At 65.7% G+C, this 19,689-nt stretch carries 12 protein-coding genes and 1 riboswitch; of the genes, 9 read left to right on the top strand and 3 right to left on the bottom strand.

Annotation, left to right across the window (positions count from 1 at the left end):
• The first annotated feature begins 37 nt into the window (after positions 1–37).
• Positions 38–252, top strand: a riboswitch (cobalamin riboswitch).
• 98 nt (positions 253–350) lie between these two features.
• The 6 genes from cobW to CAG29_RS23270 all read left to right on the top strand — a co-directional run bounded on the left by cobW (position 351) and on the right by CAG29_RS23270 (position 11,548).
• Positions 351–1,418 carry a cobalamin biosynthesis protein CobW gene (gene cobW / locus CAG29_RS23295; protein WP_085695206.1) on the top strand — a complete coding sequence of 356 codons (1,068 nt, stop codon included), beginning with the start codon at positions 351–353 and terminating at the stop codon, positions 1,416–1,418.
• A 3-nt stretch (positions 1,419–1,421) separates the two neighbouring features.
• Positions 1,422–5,240, top strand: a complete 3,819-nt coding sequence (gene cobN / locus CAG29_RS23290) for a cobaltochelatase subunit CobN (protein WP_085695205.1) — start codon at positions 1,422–1,424, stop codon at positions 5,238–5,240.
• Positions 5,241–5,375: 135 nt separating this feature from the next.
• Positions 5,376–6,377, top strand: a complete 1,002-nt coding sequence (locus CAG29_RS23285; RefSeq protein ID WP_085633142.1) for an ATP-binding protein — start codon at positions 5,376–5,378, stop codon at positions 6,375–6,377.
• Complete coding sequence (locus tag CAG29_RS23280; RefSeq protein WP_368665199.1) at positions 6,359–7,042, top strand: magnesium chelatase; 684 nt, start codon at positions 6,359–6,361, stop codon at positions 7,040–7,042. The genes CAG29_RS23285 and CAG29_RS23280 overlap by 19 nt, the downstream gene beginning before the upstream one ends.
• Before the next feature lie 260 nt (positions 7,043–7,302).
• Positions 7,303–8,949, top strand: a complete 1,647-nt coding sequence (locus CAG29_RS23275) for a phospholipase D-like domain-containing protein (protein WP_085639072.1) — start codon at positions 7,303–7,305, stop codon at positions 8,947–8,949.
• Between the two features lie 73 nt (positions 8,950–9,022).
• Complete coding sequence (locus CAG29_RS23270; protein ID WP_170930393.1) at positions 9,023–11,548, top strand: P-loop NTPase fold protein; 2,526 nt, start codon at positions 9,023–9,025, stop codon at positions 11,546–11,548.
• 48 nt (positions 11,549–11,596) lie between these two features.
• Here CAG29_RS23270 and CAG29_RS23265 read toward each other — a convergent pair whose 3' ends face one another.
• On the bottom strand, positions 11,597–12,820 hold the full coding sequence (locus CAG29_RS23265; protein WP_085586129.1) for an NADH:flavin oxidoreductase/NADH oxidase family protein: 1,224 nt from the start codon (positions 12,818–12,820) through the stop codon (positions 11,597–11,599).
• A 77-nt stretch (positions 12,821–12,897) separates the two neighbouring features.
• Here CAG29_RS23265 and CAG29_RS23260 point away from each other — a divergent pair, with 77 nt between their 5' ends.
• From CAG29_RS23260 to CAG29_RS23250, 3 genes are all read left to right on the top strand, one after another.
• A complete protein-coding gene (locus tag CAG29_RS23260; protein WP_085633150.1) occupies positions 12,898–13,302 on the top strand; it encodes a MerR family transcriptional regulator in 405 nt (134 codons plus the stop codon).
• A 408-nt stretch (positions 13,303–13,710) separates the two neighbouring features.
• On the top strand, positions 13,711–15,270 hold the full coding sequence (locus CAG29_RS23255) for a TerC family protein (RefSeq protein ID WP_085586125.1): 1,560 nt from the start codon (positions 13,711–13,713) through the stop codon (positions 15,268–15,270).
• A gap of 157 nt (positions 15,271–15,427) precedes the next feature.
• Complete coding sequence (locus CAG29_RS23250) at positions 15,428–16,567, top strand: kelch repeat-containing protein (protein ID WP_085695204.1); 1,140 nt, start codon at positions 15,428–15,430, stop codon at positions 16,565–16,567.
• 10 nt (positions 16,568–16,577) lie between these two features.
• On the opposite strand, the gene mapR is transcribed toward CAG29_RS23250, so the two are convergent.
• Both mapR and ccoG read right to left on the bottom strand, forming a co-directional pair.
• Positions 16,578–17,987: a GntR family transcriptional regulator MpaR gene (mapR, locus tag CAG29_RS23245; RefSeq protein WP_085586121.1), complete on the bottom strand. Its 1,410-nt coding sequence runs from the start codon at positions 17,985–17,987 to the stop codon at positions 16,578–16,580.
• Between the two features lie 107 nt (positions 17,988–18,094).
• Positions 18,095–19,525 carry a cytochrome c oxidase accessory protein CcoG gene (gene ccoG, locus CAG29_RS23240; protein WP_085633156.1) on the bottom strand — a complete coding sequence of 477 codons (1,431 nt, stop codon included), beginning with the start codon at positions 19,523–19,525 and terminating at the stop codon, positions 18,095–18,097.
• Positions 19,526–19,689: the final 164 nt, after the last annotated feature.

Below are 19,689 nucleotides of genomic sequence, written 5' to 3'. Positions count from 1 at the left end.
ATAACGCACTAGACATTGACCCGCCTGCCGACCATGCGTAGCCTTGCGCTTTCGAGGTTCTTCGGCGGCTGCCGAAGCTAAGAAGGGAACGCGGTCCAAGCCGCGGCTGCCCCCGCAACTGTGAACGGTGATGTTCGCTGCCATGCCACTGCAAGCCTGCTTCAACAGGGCCGCGGGAAGGCGCAGCGGATGCCGGGCCCCAAGGCCGGCGCGCCGTCAGCCAGGAGACCTGCCTCGACACAGATTCTCACTACAACCGGGCGGGGTGATCCGGTGGCGAACGCTCCCGGCGCGCAAGCGCGTCGCCGGCTCTCGTCCCGCATGCCCGCCACCTCGCCAAAGGGCATCCGATGAAAACACTGGCCAAACTCCCCGTCACCATCGTCACCGGCTTCCTCGGCTCGGGCAAGACCACCCTGCTGCGGCACATGCTCGACAATGCCCAGGGCCGCCGCATCGCGGTGATCGTCAACGAGTTCGGCGAACTGGGCATCGACGGCGAAATCCTCAAGCAATGCACCATCGGCTGCACCGAAGAAGAGGCCACCGGCCGCGTCTACGAACTGGCCAACGGCTGCCTGTGCTGCACGGTGCAGGAAGAGTTCTTCCCGGTGATGCGCGAGCTGGTGGCCCGTCGCGGCGACCTCGACCACATCCTGATCGAAACCTCCGGCCTGGCGCTGCCCAAGCCGCTGGTGCAGGCCTTCCAGTGGCCGGAAATCCGCAACGCCTGCACCGTCGACGCGGTGATCACCGTGGTCGACAGCCCGGCCGTGGCCGCCGGCACCTTCGCCGCGTTCCCGGATCAGGTCGACGCCCAACGCAAGCTCGACCCGAACCTGGACCACGAATCGCCGCTGCACGAACTGTTCGCCGACCAACTGGCCAGCGCCGACCTCGTCATCCTCAACAAGGCCGACCAGGCCAGCGCCGAAGACCTGGCCCGCGTGCGCCTGGAAGTCGCCGAAGAGCTGCCGCCGGCGGTCAAGATCGTCGAAGCCAGCAACGGCCGCCTGCCGCTGGACGTGCTGATCGGCCTGGGCGCCGGTTCCGAGGAACACATCGACGGTCGCCACAGCCATCACGACCACCACCATGACGGCGATGACCACGACGACCATGACCATGACGCCTTCGATTCGATTTCCATCGAACTGCCGCAGGCCGACGAAAGCCTGCTGCTCGACGCGTTGACCCAACTGGTGGTTCAGCACGGCATCCTGCGGGTCAAGGGCTTCGCGGCGATCCCGAACAAGCCAATGCGCCTGCTGATCCAGGGCGTGGGCACCCGTTTCGACAAGCACTTCGACCGCCAGTGGGGCGCAGACGAGGCGCGCATCACCCGTCTGGTGCTGATCGGCCAGAAACTGGACGCCGCCCAGCTCGAAGCGCAACTGCGCGCCGCGCTCAGCGTGTAAGCCATGCACCTGCTCAGGACCCAGCCCGGCGGTTTCGTGTCGGATGACAATATTGCCGACCTTGGACAGACCCCCGCCGAACTGGTGATCCTGTGCAGCGGCGATTCCAGCCTGGCGCTGCTCGCCGAAGCCGCGCAGCAGTTGCCCGACGACTATCCGAGCCTGCGTCTGGCCAACCCGATGCAGGTGCAGAACCATGCCTCGGTCGATCTGTACGTCGACGAAGTGCTGCGCCACGCCAAAGTGATCCTGATCTCCCTGCACGGCGGCATCGCCTATTGGCGCTACGGCGTCGAGCGCCTGGTGGAGCTGGCCGGGCGCGGGGTGCAGGTGATCCTGGTGCCGGGCGACGACCGGCCCGACCCGGAACTCAGCGGCCTGAGCACCGTCGGCGCCGAGGACCGCGACCGGCTCTGGCAGTTCCTGCGCCAGGGCGGCCTGGGCAATGCGCTGGATTTCTTCCGTTGCCTGGCCAACCGCTGGCTGGATCGCCCCTACGCCTGGGGCGAACCGCAGGCGCTGCCGCGCACGGCGATCTATCACCCGAATAAAAGCACCGCCGCCCTGGGCGACTGGCAGGCCGATTGGCAAGCCGGCCGGCCGGTGGCGGCGGTGTTGTTCTACCGCTCGCATTTGCAGGCGGCCAACACGGCGTTCATCGATGTGTTCTGCCAGCGCTTGCAGGCGGCGGGGCTCAACCCGTTGCCCATCGCGGTGGCGAGCCTGAAGGAGCCCGGCTGCCTGACGGTGGTCGAGGACTGGCTGGACGAAACCGAAACCGGCGTGATCCTCAACACCACCGGGTTCGCCCAGTCCAGCCCGGAGGCGCCGCACCTGCGGCCGTTCCGCCGCGACATCCCGGTGATCCAGGCCATCTGCGCCCAGGACAACGAACCCGGCTGGCGCGCCAGTGAACAAGGCCTGGGCCCGCGCGACCTGGCGATGCACATCGCCTTGCCGGAACTGGACGGGCGGATCATCAGCCGGCCGATCAGCTTCAAGGATCTGGCCTGGCGCAGCGAACGCAGCCAATCGGACGTCGTCTGCTACCGGGCGCAACCGGAACGCATGGATTTCGTCGCCGAACTGGCGCGGCGCTGGGCTGACCTGGCCCGTGTGCCGAACCACGAAAAGCGCGTGGCGCTGATCCTGGCCAACTACCCGACCCGTGACGGACGCATCGGCAACGGCGTCGGCCTGGATACGCCGGCGGCGGCCCTGAACATCCTCAGGGCGCTTCATCAGCACGGCTATCCGCTGCCCGCCGAACTCCCGGCCAGCGGCACCGACCTGATCCGCCAGTTGCTCGGCGGCGTCAGCAACGATCTTGACACTCTCGACCAGCGCCCCTGCCAGCAAAGCCTAGGCATGGACGAGTACCTGGCGATGTTCGACGCCTTGCCCGACGCCAACCGCGCGGCGGTGCTGGAGCGCTGGGGCACGCCGCAGCAAGACCCGATGTGCCGCGACAACCGCATGATGGTCGCCGGCCTGCGCTTTGGCCTGACCTTCGTCGGCATCCAGCCGGCGCGGGGTTATCAGATCGATCCGAGCGCGGTCTACCACGACCCGGACCTTGTGCCGCCCCACGGCTATCTGGCGTTCTACTTCTGGCTGCGCCGCACCTACGGCGCCCACGCGCTGATCCACGTCGGCAAGCACGGCAACCTCGAATGGCTGCCGGGCAAGGGGGTGGGGCTGTCCGATCAGTGCTGGCCGGACGCGTTGCTCGGGCCTTTGCCGAACATCTATCCGTTCATCGTCAACGACCCCGGCGAGGGCGCCCAGGCCAAGCGCCGCACGCAGGCGGTGATCATCGACCACCTGATGCCGCCGCTGACCCGCGCCGAAACCTACGGCCCGCTGCGCAACCTGGAGTTGCTGGCGGACGAGTACTACGAAGCGCAACTGCTCGACCCGCGCCGCGCCCGCGAACTGCAGCGCGACATCCTGCAACTGGTGCGTGACACGCAGATCGACCGCGAACTGCAACTGGATGCCGCGCTCGACAGCGATGCGGATGCGGCGGTGTGGCTGCCGCGCTTGGACACCTACCTGTGCGACCTGAAGGAATCGCAGATCCGCGACGGCCTGCACGTGTTCGGCGAGTCGCCCACCGGGCCGCTGCGCACCGACACGTTGCTGGCTTTGCTGCGCATCCCCCGGGGCGACGGCAAGGGCGCGCAGTCGAGCCTGCTGCGGGCGCTGGCCAAGGCGTTCGGGCTGGGTTTCGACCCGTTGGATTGCGCATTGGCCGAACCGTGGGCCGGCCCGCGCCCGGATGAACTGCAAGCGGTCAGCGACGAGGCCTGGCGCACCTGCGGCGATACCCGCGAACGGCTGGAGTTGTTCGCCGCCCAATTGATCGCCTCGACGACGCCGTCCCCCTGTGGGAGCGGTGTGTCCGTTGAACGCAATGCTGAAGGCACGACCGATTCGCATCCAAAGGAACCTCGCTGGGCCCCGGTCAATGAGATCCTGGCGAACCTGCGCGAGGTCATCGCCCCGCGCCTGGACGCCTGTGGGCCGGCGGAGATGCGTGGCCTGCTCGATGCCCTGGACGGTCGTTTCGTGCCCGCCGGCCCCAGCGGTGCGCCGAGCCGCGGCCGCCTCGATGTGTTGCCCACCGGGCGCAACTTCTATTCGGTGGACGTGCGCAACCTGCCGACCACCACTGCGTGGCGCATCGGCTTCCAGTCCGCCAGCCTGATCCTTGAGCGGCATTTGCAGGACCATGGCGACCACCTGCGCCAGATCGGCCTGTCGGTGTGGGGCACGGCAACCATGCGCACCGGCGGCGACGACATCGCCCAGGCCATGGCGCTGATGGGCGTGCGCCCGGTGTGGGCCACCGGCAGCCAGCGGGTGGACGATTTCGAGATCCTGCCGCTGAGCCTGCTCGACCGGCCCCGGGTCGACGTGACGCTGCGGGTGTCCGGGTTCTTCCGCGATGCCTTCGCCAACCTGATCCGCCTGTTCGACGCCGCCGTGCAGGCGGTGGCCGAACTCGACGAGCCGGACGACCTCAACCCGCTGGCCGCCAAGGTGCGCGCCGAACGTGCAGCGCTGGTGCAGTCGGGGCTGGACGAAGAGGCCGCCCGGCGCCAGGCCGGCTGGCGGATCTTCGGTGCCAAGCCGGGCGCCTATGGCGCGGGCGTGCAAGGCGCCATCGACGCACGCCTGTGGCAGACCCGCGAGGACCTGGCCGAGGTCTACCTGAACTGGGGCGCCTACGCCTACGGCGGATCCGATGAAGGCACCGCCGCCCGCGACCGGTTCGCCCGGCGCCTGAGTCAGGTACAGGCGGTGCTGCACAACCAGGACAACCGCGAACACGACCTGCTCGATTCCAACGACTACTACCAGTTCCAGGGCGGCATGCTCGCGGCGGTGGAGAGCCTGCGCGGCGAGGCCGCCGCCAGCTATCACGGCGACCACAGCCAACCGGACCTGCCGAAGATCCGCACCCTCAAGGAAGAGCTCAACCGGGTGATCCGTTCCCGGGCGGCCAATCCGAAATGGATCGACGGGGTCAAGCGCCACGGCTATAAAGGCGCGTTCGAACTGGCGGCGACCGTGGACAACCTGTTCGCCTTCGATGCCACCACGCAGCTGATCGACGACCACCAGTACGCCTTGCTTGCCGACGCCTATCTGCTGGATCCTTCGACCCGCGAGTTCGTGCGCGAGCACAACCCCCATGCCCTGCGGGACATGACCGAGCGGATGCTGGAGGCGCAGCAGCGGGGGATGTGGCAGGATCCGGGCGCGTACCGCGAGGCGCTGGAGAACCTGTTGCTGGATATAGAAGAAGAGACCTGACCCATACCCCTGTAGGAGCGAGCCTGCTCGCGATAGCCTTGCCCCAGTATCCCTTGGGTTGCCTGCTCCACCGCGATCGCGAGCCTGCTCGCTCCCGCAGTTGCCCCAGGCCCGACCTTGATTGAGTACCGATAGATGACCGACACCTACCATTTCCCTCTGTCCGCCGTGGTCGGCGCCGATGACCTGAAACTGGCCCTGTGCCTGACCGCCATCGACCCGAAGATCGGCGGCGTGCTGATCGAGGGCCCGCGGGGCATGGCCAAGTCGACCCTGGCCCGGGGGCTGGCGGACCTGCTCAACGGCGGTCAGTTCGTCACCTTGCCGTTGGGCGCCACCGAAGAGCGGCTGGTGGGCACGCTGGATCTGGATGCCGCGCTGGGCGAAGGCCGCGCGCAGTTTTCGCCGGGCGTGTTGGCCAAGGCCGACGGCGGCGTGCTGTACGTCGATGAGGTGAACTTGCTGCCCGACCATCTGGTGGATCTGCTGCTCGACGTGGCCGCCAGCGGCACCAACCTGATCGAGCGCGACGGCATTTCCCACCGGCACTCGGCGAAGTTCGTCCTGATCGGCACCATGAACCCGGAGGAGGGCGAACTGCGGCCGCAGTTGCTGGACCGCTTTGGCCTCAACGTCGCCTTGGGCGGGCACACGGCACCGGCCGAGCGCGGGCAGATCATCCGTCGCCGGCTCGACTTCGACAGTGACCCCGAAGGGTTCTGCGCGCAATGGGAAGGCGAGCAGCAAGCCCTGCGCGAGCGCTGCCGCAGCGCCCGCGACAGGCTTGCGGACATTCCGCTGGACGATGACGCCCTGGCGCAGATCACCGAGCGTTGCTTCGCCGCCGGCGTCGATGGCTTGCGGGCGGACCTGGTCTGGCTGCGGGCGGCCCGGGCCCATGCGGCCTGGCGCGGCGCCGGCGCGATCGAAGGGCAGGACATCGACGCGGTGGCCGAATTCGCCTTGCGCCACCGCCGTCGCGTACAGCCTTCGCCGCCTGCGCAGGCACCGGCACAGTCTCCCGCCGACAGCCAGGCCGACAGCCGCGAAGGGCAGGGCCAATGGGGTGAGATGCCTGCGCCGGCGCAAGCCACCGGTGCCCGCCGCGAAGTGCCGCACTGGCCAAAAAAGCCCTAGGCATTCGCCCCCGGTCCGACGCGGGGGCGAATGCCAGACCCCGCGCCGGACGGCTCGACAACGGCAGGCAAGGGCGGCGCCACGCCGCCCGCAGCGGCTCGGTGAACTGGCCGGGCACCTTGCTCAACGGTCGGCCACGGTGCCGGGCGGACCTGCTGTTGCAGATGCGCACCCGCACGCCCTATGAACTGTGGCTGGTGATCGTCGATGCGTCCGGCTCGACCCGTCGCCATCAGGCCCTGAGCGATGCCAAGGGGCTGCTCGCCCAGGTGTTCGACGACGCCTACCGGCAGCGCGCGCGCCTGGCCTTGCTCACCGCCAGCGGCGCAGCGCCGAAGTGGCAGGTGCAGGGGCTCAAGTCCGGCAGTGGCCTGCGGGCCTGGCTCGACGGCTTGGGGGCCGGGGGCGGCACGCCGCTGCTGGCGGCGCTCGCAGAGGCCGGGCAATGGCTGACGCTGCGCCGCCAGCGTTTCCCGGCGGAACGGCAACGGTTGCTGGTGGTGACGGACGGGCGCCTGAAGGATCTGGGGGGCCTGCCGGCGCTGGCGTGCCCGGGCCTGTTGATCGACATCGAACGCGGACCGATCCGCCTGGGCCGCGCCCGGCAGCTGGCGACGGCGCTGGAGGCCGAATACCGGCACATCGATGAGCTGCACCTGAGCTGACCCAGCGCCATCGCCAGCAGGCTGGCTCCCACAAGGGATCCCGGTTATCCGCAATATCCATGTACCCCACAGAACCCTGTAGGAGCTTGCCTGCAAGCGATGAGGCCAACACAGTCGACATCTCTGCTCGCTGACCCACCGCCATCGCTGGCAAGCCAGCGATGACGTCGGCACATTCCGCATCGCTTTCGCCTGATCCACCGCGTAAAACCCCCCGCGCTGCTCTATGCTGCACCCCAGCCCATCACAAGGAGTGAACCATGCGCGTACTGGTCGCCAACCCCCAGGACGATTTCCGCGTCAAGGCCTACGCCGGCACCAACGGCGTGCTGCTCGCCATGGACGTCGCCGAACCCCGGCGCAAGGGCCTGCTCGGTTTCGCCATCGAGAAGCAGCAGGGCGACAAGCCGTGGCTGTTCCTGTTCAACAGCCTGACCTTCCCCGGCAAGGCGCACACCCGGCCGGAGTTCCACGCCACCCCGAGCGACCTGGCCCCTTTGCAGAAATTTCGCTGGGCCGACTACGCCGTGAACCCCGGCATGACGATCCATTACCGCGTGCACCTGGCCTACGGCACGCCGGACGCCCCCGCGCTCGGCGAATCGCTGGAGCTGACCATCCGCTCCGACGACGGCCACCCGGCCAACCAAAGCGTGATCTTCAACCGTGCCGTCGCGGCCAGCCAAGCCTTCCAGCGCAAGTTCCCGGACCTTGACGCGCAGATCAGCGCCAACCGCAACCTGCCCATCGAAGCCTGGCCCGACGCGGCGCGCCAATGGCTGGAGAACGGCCTGCTCGGGCGTCTGCAAGGCTTCATCCAGCGCGCCACCGACGGCCAGTGGGCGCTGGACATCGCAATCTACGAATACCAACTGCAAGCCATCATCGACACGGTGAACGCGGCATTCGACCGTGGGGTGCAGGTGCGGGTGCTGTACCACGCCCGGCCCGACGACGAAGACACCACGATCAACCAAGCGAGCCTGGCGCACCTGCCAGAGGCCAGCAAGCGCGGGCGGGTCACCCACAACATCTTCCACGACAAGTTCATCGTCTTGAGCCGCCTCGATGCCGGCGGCGTGCGCCAGCCACAAGCGGTGCTGTGCGGCAGCACCAACTTCACCGCCAACGGCGTCTACCGCCAGGCCAACGTGGTGCATGTGCTGGACGATCCGGCCATCGCCGCCAGCTACCTGCGCACCTTCGAGGAAATCTGGACGACGCCTGCCGATGTCGGCGCCACCCGCGACTGGATCACCGACGTCAATCCGATGGATCCGGCCAAACCGCTGTTCGCCGGGTTTTCGCCGCGCTCCGGCGGCGCCGACCTGCGCGAGTTCGTCGACATCATCAACGCGGCGAAAAAGGACGTGCTGTTCGTCACCGCATTCGACTTGCCCGACCCGATCCTCAACGCCTTGCTCGGCCAGCCTCACGACGACATCCTGCGCTACGGCCTGCAGAACACCGCGAGCCGGATCACCGGCTTCCATGCCGACCGCACCGCCGAGTTCGCCGCCACTGCGCTGCTCAACACGGGCCTTGAAGGCTGGCTGCGGGAAAACATGAAAGGCCAGAAGGGCAACCTGCTGGTGCACACCAAAGCGGTGGTCACCGACTTCACCACGGACGCCCCGACCATCATCAGCGGCAGCCACAACCTCAGCACCTCGGCCAGCAACGGCAACGACGAAAACTTCCTGATCATCCGCGGCGACACCGACCTGGCGGACCGCTACGGCCTGGAATTGCTGCGCTTCTACGAGCATTACCGCTTCCGCTATTTCGCCAAGAAACTGGATCTCAAGCAGGTGCAGCCGCTGGCGGCGGATGACAGCTGGACGGATGACTATTACGTCGACGGGGATTTGCGGCAGTTGTCGCGGTTGCGGTTTTCCGGGCGGTAGCAAGCCGGAACGGGACGTTCAGGCCTGTACATCTGAATGCGTTTTTTATGTTGTGGATGCGATGGAGTGTTACGTGGACAGAGAAAGTGATGAACCCGTAAACCGTGACGACGAGCCGAGCTCATCGGTGTCCCCAAGGAATCAAAGAGCAAAGTTCTACACGACCTCGCTATCGCCTTCCGATCTGAAAAATGACCAGCAGCGAGTGCGGGATCCAGACCAGGGGGCTTCTGCGCCACCGGAAAACAATCCGAACGGGCTGTCATCGTCGGACGACAAAAAGAAGACTGACGAGGTGACGAACGTCCCGGGGGGGAAGGGAAACACACGGGGTTCCCGTCCCGGCACCACCTCTATCGCCGTCACCCAAAACGACGATCCATGGGCGTCTGACCTGGATGACCGTCTGGGCGCCAACGATGAGGCGAAAGCCTTTGCGCGCCTGGCCGTAGCGAAAGATGTCATGCCGCCGCTTGCCATTGGGCTGTTCGGCAACTGGGGCAGCGGCAAGTCCTTTTTCATGCGCCTGATCCATCAGCACATCGAACGCCTCAGCCAGGGAAAGGCAAGTGCCCAGGCCCCGGAAGCAGGCTCGAAGGAATTCCATACGGATGTCGTGCAGATTCGGTTCAATGCCTGGCATTACGCGGAGACGAACCTGTGGGCCAGTCTGGTCAGCCATATATTCGTCGAGCTGGACCGTTGGTACACGAAGCACAATCCCGAGGTTCGCGACCCGTTGCTCGAACACCTGTCCACTTCGCGAATGCTGACGCTGGACGCTGCCAAGGAGCTGGTTCGTCGCCGTCGAGACCAGCGTGCGGCCGCAGAGCAACTGCTCAAGGCCCGCCAGGCGCTCGAAGAGGTTCAAGCCAAGACCGCGACTACGCCGTCTGTCTATCTTGCGGCGTTGAGTGAGGTGTTCAACGGCGCGGATGCCGGCCAAGAGATCAAAGACGCAAAAGACGAGTTCGCGAAGGCGGCCAAGATCCTTGGAATCGATGCCTTGACCGAGCGTGCCGAGGCTTTCCAGAGCGTATCCGATGCCCTGCATGAGGAAGCGGGAAAGGCTAGGTTGCTGGCCCGCGGATACAAGTCCCAACTGCTGAGCTGGTGGAACGTCGGTGCCTTTGTCGTGTTGGTCTTGGCGATGCCTTGGATGGCGACAGAGGGTGTGGCAATCCTCAAGGCACGACTCCCTTTCCTGCAAGGTCTGCAGGACGGCTTGATGTTGGCGAGTGTAGCGGTGGCAGCGGTGACTGCCCGACTGCGCTGGGTCTGGGGCAAGGCCCGCGGGGCGTTGAAGCAGTTGGAGGCGGGCAAGAGGGCGCTGGACAAAGCCATCGATAGCCGACTGGCCGAACAGAAGAAAGCGCTAGAGCACGCCGTTCAGAGGCAAGCCAAGGCGAATGCCAGCGTCGACGAGGCAAAGGCCTTGGTGCAAGTCACCAGCGAACAATTGGCGCTCGCCACTCACGATTTCTCTCAAGGAACCGGTGCCGGGCGCCTGAAGAAGTTCGTCCGGGCCCGCGCGACGGACGGCGACTATGCGCAACATCTTGGATTGATCGCCACGGTGCGCAAGGACTTCGAGGAGTTGGCGTTCAACGTGACGGAAGCGGGCAGCCTCCGGGATTCGGTCGAGGCGGAGCGCGCTGCATTTCTGCTGAAAATGGATGCGTTCCTGGAGGCCAACAAAACGTTCCTGGACGACGGAGACATCCAGAAGCTGCGGGCGGCGGCCACGCATTCCCCTGAGGAAGTCCGATCCTTCAAACGGATCGCCCTGTACATCGACGACCTGGATCGCTGTCCGCCGGACAAAGTCGTCGAGGTGCTGCAGGCGGTGCATCTGCTGCTGACCTTTCCCTTGTTCGTGGTGATGGTCGCGGTGGATGTGCGTTGGGTGCGTCAGGCCTTGCTCGATCACTACCCCAACTTGATGGCTGCGAACGGCCAGCAGCAACAGACGGCCTCTGTGTCTGACTACCTGGAAAAGATCTTTCAGATCCCTTACTGGATGCGCCCGATGGACAGCGTAGCCAGTGAGCAGTTTCTGCAAGCACAGTTGAAGAGGGTAAGGGGCGCTGATCAGACTGACAAAGTGCCAACGGGTCTAAACGAAACGGAAGGAGCCGTCGGCATTCAAACTGTTCCAGCCGAAATGTTGAAGATCTCCTCCGGTGAGACTGAGGCGCTGCAACTGCTGGCAAGGTACATGGGGTCCTCCCCTCGACGCGCGCTGCGTTTCCTGAATGTCTATCGCCTGATCAAGGTCAGCCTCAAGCCCGATGACCTCCGGGCACTCGAGGGGGGTGAATACAAAGCGCTGCTGACCTTGCTGGCGGTGGCGCTGGGCACCCCGTTGTGTTTTTCGAGTTTGCTGCAGCCTCTCAGATCGAAGAGTGACACCTTTGAAATGAACGAGCTGAAAGGCCTGGTCAGCCTCGACCCATCCGCTGAGAATCTCGCCGAATTTGAGCGCTTCAGGGAAATAATGGCGATATACGCGGACTTGATCGCCAAGCAGAAGAAGCCGCCTCGCCATCGAGTGAAGAAGTACGTCGCCATCATCCAGCGCTACTCGTTTGACGGCTGACGCACCGCCGGAGCGGTCTGGTGACGGCGAGCGTCGCAACCACGGGCGTCAGTCAGACATCGCCTGCCGGTACTGCCGCGTACGTCGCCCCAGGTACAACCGGTCGAGGATCAGCGCCCACAGCGCCGACACCTCGGGCCTGGTCTTGCGCCCCCGGCTCAGGCGGGCCATCTGGAAGCGCACCACGGCCATGTTGGCCAGCGACGCCAGCGGTTTGCGCTTCCAACGGATCGGCGGCAGTTGCGGCTCGCTCGGACGGCCGGCGCGCCAGTGGTTGACCAGGCCCGGCTCGATGGCCAGCGCCGTGGCGATGCCCGCCATGTCGAGGCCGCTGTCGAGCACCTGTTCGACGATCGGCAGGCGGCGGATGCCGCCGGTGACCATCACCGGCATCCGTGCCACGCCGGCCAGTTCGCTGGCCATCTCCAGGAAGAACGCCTCGCGGGCCAGGGTGCGGCCGTCCCGCGCCTCGCCCTGCATGGCCGGGGCCTCGTAGCTGCCGCCGGACAGCTCCAGCAGATCCACGGGCCGCTCGTTGAGCCATTCGATCACCTGACGCGCATCGTGGGTGTCGAAGCCGCCGCGCTGGAAGTCCGCCGAATTGAGCTTCACCGCCACGCAGAACTGCGGCGAAACCGCCTGACGCACCGCTTCGATCACCGACAGCAGCAGGCGCGCGCGGTTTTCCAGCGAGCCGCCCCAGCGGTCGGTGCGGCGGTTGGTCAGCGGCGACAGGAACTGGCTGAGCAGGTAGCCGTGGGCCGCATGGATCTGGATACCGGTGAAACCGGCCTTTTCCGCCAGGGCGGCGCTGGTGGCGAAGCGCTGGATGACCTCTTCGATATCGCTTTCGCTCATCGGCCGGGGTTCGGCGAACAGCTTGGAGAACGCGCCCATCTCCAGCGCCACCGCCGACGGCGCCAGGGCCGGCTGGCCCAGGTTGGCGAAGGTCTGGCGGCCGGGGTGGTTGAGTTGCATCCACAACTGCGCGCCGCCGGAGCGGCCGATCTCGGCCCAACGGCGGAACTGCGCCAAATGACGCTCATCCTCCAGCACCACGCCGCCGGGGCCGGTCATGGCGCGGCGGTCGATCATGACGTTGCCGGTCAAAAGCAGGCCGGCGCCGCCGTCGGCCCAGGCCTGGTACAGACGGTACAGGGCGGCGGAGGGGGCCTGGTCGGCGTCAGCGAGGTTTTCCTCCATGGACGCCTTGGCGATGCGGTTGCCGACGGTCTGGCCGTTGGGCAGATTCAGGGTGTTGAAGGGCGACATGCTTGACTCCTCATCAGTGATGAAGCGAGGCTAAGCTTAAAGTCAAGTTTAAGGTCAAGCAGGAATGCGAGGTGTCCATGAAAATCGGTGAACTGGCGCAACAGAGCGGGCTGAGCGCCTCAAGGATCCGCTTCTACGAGGCTCAGGGCCTGATCCCCAAGGTCGAGCGGCTGGGCAACGGCTACCGGCGCTACTCGCCGCAGGTGCTGCAGACCCTGCACATCATCCAGAGCGCCCAGCGCGCGGGATTCTCCCTGGATGAACTCAAGCTGCTGCTGCCGGACGCCGTCACCGGCGAGTACGACCAGGACGAACTGGTGACCAGCCTGCGGGGCAAGGTCCAGGAGATCGAGGCCATGCAGCGGCACCTGGCGCAGAGCCGGGCACGGTTGCTGGAGGTGATCGACGGCATCCTGTCGCGGCCCGAAGGCATGAGCTGCGGGGCGAATGCCGAGCGGCTGCTGTCGTCGATCAAGCGTTAGTCTGTGGCGGCCCCATCGCGGGCAAGCCCGCTCCCACAGTGTTTTGCGGCGAACGCGAGTTCCGAGTACAACTGAGATCCTTGTGGGAGCGGGCTTGCCCGCGATGAGGCCATCCCGGCCACCGCTCCGGCGAGGTGCTTTACAGATTTTGAAATGATTTGCCGCTGTGGCGATGGCCGCCTCAGCCTGTACTCTCCAAGTCCTTTTTCCCATTCAGGACTTGCATGAACACCCTCACGGAGCCTCCCAGTCGCCCCTTCCTCTCGCGCCCAGGCGCGGTCTTGACGCACTCGCAGCATCCGGTCTTCCGACTCCCGACTATCGTTGATGGCGCAGCCTTCGGGCTTTCGCGTCGCACTTTGCCGTGCCCGGCAGCCCGAAAACACTGAAGAGAGACCGAGACAGAATATGGAATGGTTAGCGGATCCCACGGCCTGGCTGGGCCTTTTGACGTTGATCGTGCTGGAGCTGGTGCTCGGCATCGACAACCTGGTGTTCATCGCGATCCTGGCGGACAAGCTGCCGCCGCATCAGCGCGACCGCGCACGGATCATCGGCCTGTCCCTGGCCTTGATCATGCGCCTGGGCCTGCTGGCGAGCATCTCCTGGCTGGTCACCCTGACCCAGCCGCTGTTCGAGGTGTTCGGCAAGAGCTTCTCCGGCCGTGACCTGATCATGCTGTTCGGCGGTGTGTTCCTGTTGTTCAAGGCCACCATGGAACTGCACGAACGGCTGGAAGGCCACGTCGGCCAGCGTTCGGCCAACACCGCTTACGCGTTGTTCTGGCCGATCGTGGCGCAGATCGTGGTGCTCGATGCGGTGTTCTCGCTGGACGCGGTGATCACGGCCGTGGGCATGGTCGATGAGCTGGCGGTGATGATGATCGCGGTGATCGTCTCCATCGGCCTGATGATCGTGGCCAGCAAGCCGCTGACCCGCTTCGTCAACGCGCACCCGACAGTGATCATGCTGTGCCTGGGCTTCCTGATGATGATCGGTTTCGCCCTGACCGCCGAAGGCTTGGGCTTCCACATCCCTAAAGGCTACCTGTACGCCGCCATCGGTTTCTCGATCCTGATCGAGGTGTTCAACCAGATCGCCCGGGCCCGGCGCAAGCGTTCGATGCAGGGCCTGCGGCCGCTGCGCGAGCGCACGGCCCATGCGGTGATGCGCCTGCTGGGCGGGCGCAAGCTGGCGGTGGAGGAGGTGGGCGAGGAAATCTCCGACCTTCTGGATGACGGCGACGCGCCGAGCGCCGAGCTGTTCGACCGCCGCGAGCGGGTGATGATCAGCGGCGTGCTGCAACTGGCCGAGCGTCCGATCCGTGCCTTGATGACCGTGCGCGCCGACGTCGACCATATCGACCTGGCCGACGATGCCGAGACGATCCGCACGCGGTTGATGCATTCGTCCTACTCGCGTTTGCCGCTGGTTCGCAACGGCGCGGTGGACGAGCCGCTGGGCTTCGTGCACAAGAAGGAGCTGCTCAAGGAATACCTGGCCGGTCACGAACCGAACCTCGAACACCTGGCGCGCCAGACGATCAACCTGCTCGACAGCTACTCGATCCTCAACGCGCTGGAGCAGATGCGCGCCGCCTCGACCCACATCGCGTTCGTGGTCAACGAGTTCGGTGATTTCGTCGGCGTGCTGACCATGACCGACATCCTCGAATCGATCGCCGGCGAGTTGCCGGACGCCAGCGAGATCGAGGGGCCCGACGTGGTCGAGGAGCAGGGCGGTTTCCTGGTCAACGGTGCGTTGAACCTGGCGCGGATCCGTCAGCGCACCGGTTTCGGTGCGCCCGCCACCGAGGACTACCAGACCCTCGCCGGCCTGGTGATGAGCCTGCTCGACCGGTTGCCGATGATCGGCGACCGGCTGGAGCACGACGGCTGGCGGATGACCGTGATGGCGGTCGAGGAGCGGCGGGTGACGCGGGTGTTGCTGGTGCGCGAGGTGGTGTGAGTGTGAGGGCGGCGTTGAGCGAAGACGCCGCGTGCACCTGTTACTTCTGACAGTAGACGGTTGTGAGCGGGGCTTTTAGATTCGTCTGGGCGAAACGAGTGACGGGGCAGTCGCTGCGTCACCCGTGGGTACCGACGATCTGCAATGGAGCACTGTGATGAACAATACCGTCGACGGTTCCTTTGTTCCGGCCGCCCCCATGAACGTTTTGCGGGCCTATCACTCGGCGACCGTGCTGCCCGATGGCGATGTGCTGGTGGTGGGCGGAACCAATGGCATGGAGCCCGCTTCATGGCTGACGGACGGTACACGCGGGGCGAGCGGTCAGGTGCCTTGGCATCATCTCGGCCAGGGGCTGTCCGGCGCGCTGTCAGACGTCGAACGCTACAGCCCGTCAAACAATGCCTGGACGCGGGTGGCTGTGTTGCCTGGACCCCGTTTGGGGCATCGCGCTGTCTGTCTGAACAGCGGGCAGGTCATGGTCATTGCCGGCAGCGGGGCGGTGGGCTCGATCAACGGCGTCGAGCTGTATTCCCCGGCAACGGATCAATGGGTTGCGGCGGCGACGCTTGAGACTCCGCGCTTTGCCCATACCGCAACGCTCCTGGACAGCGGACATGTCATGGTCTGCGGGGGCAACCATCAGTCCCAAGGGCAGGGGCAGGTGCTCGCCAGCGTCGAAATCTACGATCCGGTCACCAACCGGTGGCGTGCCGCCGCCGATGTTCCGTTCGCCCGCATGGATCACACAGCGACCTTGTTGGCGTCCGGAAAATTGCTGGTGTTGGGAGGGTATTCGGCGCAACTGAATGCGGCGATCGATGACGCTTCGTTGTTTGATCCGGCCACGGGTGGGTGGAGTACCGTCCAGCCGTTGCCCGAAAGGCGCATGCAGCACACGGCAACGCGGTTGGCCGATGGCCGGATCCTGGTGGTGGGCGGGGCTGATGCCCCGTTCAATCCTGGACGGGCGGATGCGTACCTCTACGACCCGCAAGCGGACAGCTGGAGCCTTGGCGGGACAATGGTTCATGGCCGCAAGGGGCACAGCGTCACGCGACTGGCTTCAGGGCATGTACTGGTGATCGGAGATGGCCTAAGCGTGGAGTCCGGCAACATGACCGAAGTTTTTGACCCTGACACCCATGAATGGGCCATCGGCGCCGAACTGGCACACGCTCGGTTCATACACACGGCCAGTCTGTTGCCTGGAGGGCAGTTGTTGGTGGCGGCCGGCCTTCGGCCCGGAACGAGTCATCCGTCGTATCTGTCCAGCACTGAGCGTCTGATTGAGTGAAGGAGTGCGGTCAGAACGACCGCACGATCCGCCCCAGGGTTTCCATCGCCTTCTCCGACGCTTCGGTCCACGGGCTGCCGTAGTTCAGCCGGATGCAGTTGCGAAAGCGCTGGGTCGGCGAAAAGATCGGTCCCGGGGCGATGCTGATGCCTTGGGCCAGGGCCATCTGGAACAGTTTCAGCGAGTCCATCTGCGGCGGCAGTTCCAGCCACAGGAAGTAGCCGCCCGCCGGCTGGCTGACCCGGGTCTGCGCCGGGAAGTACCGGGCGATGGCCGCCAGCATCGCGCTTTGCTGTTCCTCCAGGGCATAGCGCAGCTTGCGCAGGTGACGGTCGTAGCCGCCGTGCTGCAGGTAGTCGGCGATGGCCGCCTGGGCCGGCATCGAGGCGCACAGCGAGGTCATCAGTTTCAGCCGCTCGATCTTCTGCGCGTAGCGCCCGGCGGCGACCCAACCGATGCGGTAGCCGGGGGCGAGGCTCTTGGCGAACGAGCCGCAGTGCATCACCAGGCCTTCGGTGTCGAACGCCTTGGCCGGCTTCGGCGCCTGCTGGCCGTAGTAGAGCTCGGCATAGACGTCGTCCTCGATCAACGGCACCTGATGCCGGCGCAGCAGCTCCACCAATTCCTGTTTTTTGGCCTCGGGCATGGTCGCGCCCATGGGGTTCTGGAAACTGGTCATGCACCAGCAGGCCTTGATCGGATGGCGTTCCAGGGTCTGGGCGAGCACGCCCAGGTCGATGCCGTCGCGCGGGTGCACGGGGATTTCCACGGCCTTGAGCTTCAGGCGCTCCAGCACTTGCAGGCTGGCGTAGAACGCCGGGGCTTCGATGGCCACCAGGTCGCCGGGCTCGGTCACCGCTTGCAGGCACAGGTTCAGAGCTTCGAGGGCGCCGTTGGTGATCAGCAGTTCTTCCATCGGCAGCATCAGCCCGCCGACCATGTAGCGCAGGGCGATCTGCCGGCGCAGCTGCGGGTTGCCCGGCGACATGTCGGTGACCACCATGCGTGGGTCCATCTCCCGCGCCGCGTGGGCCAGCGAACGCGACAGGCGCTGCAACGGAAACAGGGTCGGGCTGGGGAAGGCCGAGCCGAACGGCACGGTGCCCGGATCCTTGATCGACTCCAGCACCGAGAACACCAGTTCGCTGACGTCGACCTCGGTGGATTCGTTGACCTGGCTGCTGATCACCGGCTCCGAGAACGGGCTCGGGGCGTGGGTGTTGACGAAGTAGCCCGAGCGCGGCCGGGCGCGGATCAGGCCGCGACGCTCCAGCAGGTAATAGGCCTGGAACACCGTGGACGGGCTGACGCCGTAGGTCTGGCTGGCATAGCGCACCGACGGCACCCGCTGGCCGGGCCCGAGGACGCCGGAGCGGATCAGTTCAGCGATGTCGTCGGCGAATTTTTCGTAGCGTTTCATCGGTATCCCGCGATGGACTGAATTCGAAAGGCGTTGCTTGCGCACGGAGCAGAGGGGGTGTGGTGGGGGCGCAAGCGCCCTCGCCACAGGGCAGCCATCTTACTGGCTCAGCGGTTCATTGGCGCGACAAACCGGCTCTTGGCCACGCTGTAGACCTGCGGGTCGTCGCTGTCGGCGATCCTGAAGCTCAAGGTCTGCGAACTGCTGGCGGCGCGTTCGGTGGTCATGGCCACCGACACCGGCACATCGACGATCTCGCCCGCGGCCAGGCTCAGTTCGGTGCGGCCCTGCAACTGGAAGCCGTCGCCGTCCTCCAGGCTCAAGGTGTAGTCCTGGCGCTGCTGGGTCTTGTTGATGACCTTGAGGGTGTAGATGTTCTCGATCTGGCCCTGGCCGTTCTCGCGGAACAGCCCGCGGTCCTTGGTCACGTCCAGCGACACCATCGGCCGCTCGGCCAGCGCCAGGGCTAGGGCGCCGATCATCATCACCAGCACGGTGGTGTAGCCGATCAGGCGCGGGCGCAGCAGGTGGGTCTTGCCGCCTTGCAGTTCGCGCTCGGAGGTGTAGCGGATCAGGCCGCGTGGGTAGCTCATCTTGTCCATGATCGAATCGCAGGCGTCGATGCACGCCGCGCAGCCGATGCATTCCATCTGCAGGCCGTCGCGGATGTCGATGCCGGTCGGGCACACCTGCACGCACATCTGGCAGTCGATGCAGTCGCCCAGGCCAGCCTCGGCAGGCTTGACGTCGCGCTTGCGCGGGCCACGGTTCTCGCCGCGGGCCGCGTCGTAGGAAATGGCCAGGGTGTCCTTGTCGAACATCACGCTCTGGAACCGTGCGTACGGGCACATGTGCATGCACACCGCTTCGCGCAGCCAGCCGGCGTTGATGTAGGTGGCGGCGGTGAAGAACAGCACCCAGAACAGGCTGACCCCGCCGATCTGCAAGGTGAACAGCTCTTGGGCCAGCGGCCGGATCGGGGTGAAGTAGCCGACGAAGGTCAGGCCGGTCAGCAGGCTGATGCCCAGCCACAGCGTGTGCTTGGCCGCACGCCGCGCCAGTTTGTTCACGCCCCAGGGCGCCGCCTGCAGCTTGATCCGCTGGTTGCGTTCGCCTTCGGTGACCTTTTCGCACCACATGAAGATCCACGTCCACGAACTCTGCGGACAGGTGTAGCCGCACCAGACCCGGCCGGCGAACACGGTGATGGCGAACAGGCCGAAGGCAGCGATGATCAGCAGCGCCGACAGCAGGATGAAGTCCTGCGGCCAGAACGTCGCGCCGAAGATGTGGAACTTGCTCTCCGACAAGTCCCACAGCACGGCCTGGCGGCCGCCCCAGTTCAGCCACACGGTGCCGAAGAACAGCAGGAACAGGAACCCGGCGCCGCTCATGCGCAGGGTGCGGAACAGGCCGGTGAAGCTGCGGGTGAAGATCTGGTTGTCGCTGGACTTGGCCGTCGCCTTCATTGGGCGTGCGGGCACACTTTTTATGTCGGGTGTTGGATCTAGGGTTCGGACGGGGATTTGTTCGCTCATGGTCGTTCGCTCATCAGCCTCCATCAGGCCAATGCACTATGAGCGCCGATCTGTTTGCATAACAGACTCAGGTATTTCCATAAAAAGCGTATCAGATGCGTTCTGCGCCCGGCCCTGCGACAACTTGAAGCAGCCCGCCGGCCAAGGCGCAAACGCCTATCGCA

The sequence above is a fragment of the Pseudomonas sp. B7(2017) genome, assembly GCF_002112745.1.
GTDB lineage: Bacteria > Pseudomonadota > Gammaproteobacteria > Pseudomonadales > Pseudomonadaceae > Aquipseudomonas > Aquipseudomonas ekonensis.
The sequence above is the reverse complement of the archived record's forward strand: the minus strand, read 5'-3'. Positions and strand labels throughout refer to the sequence as shown.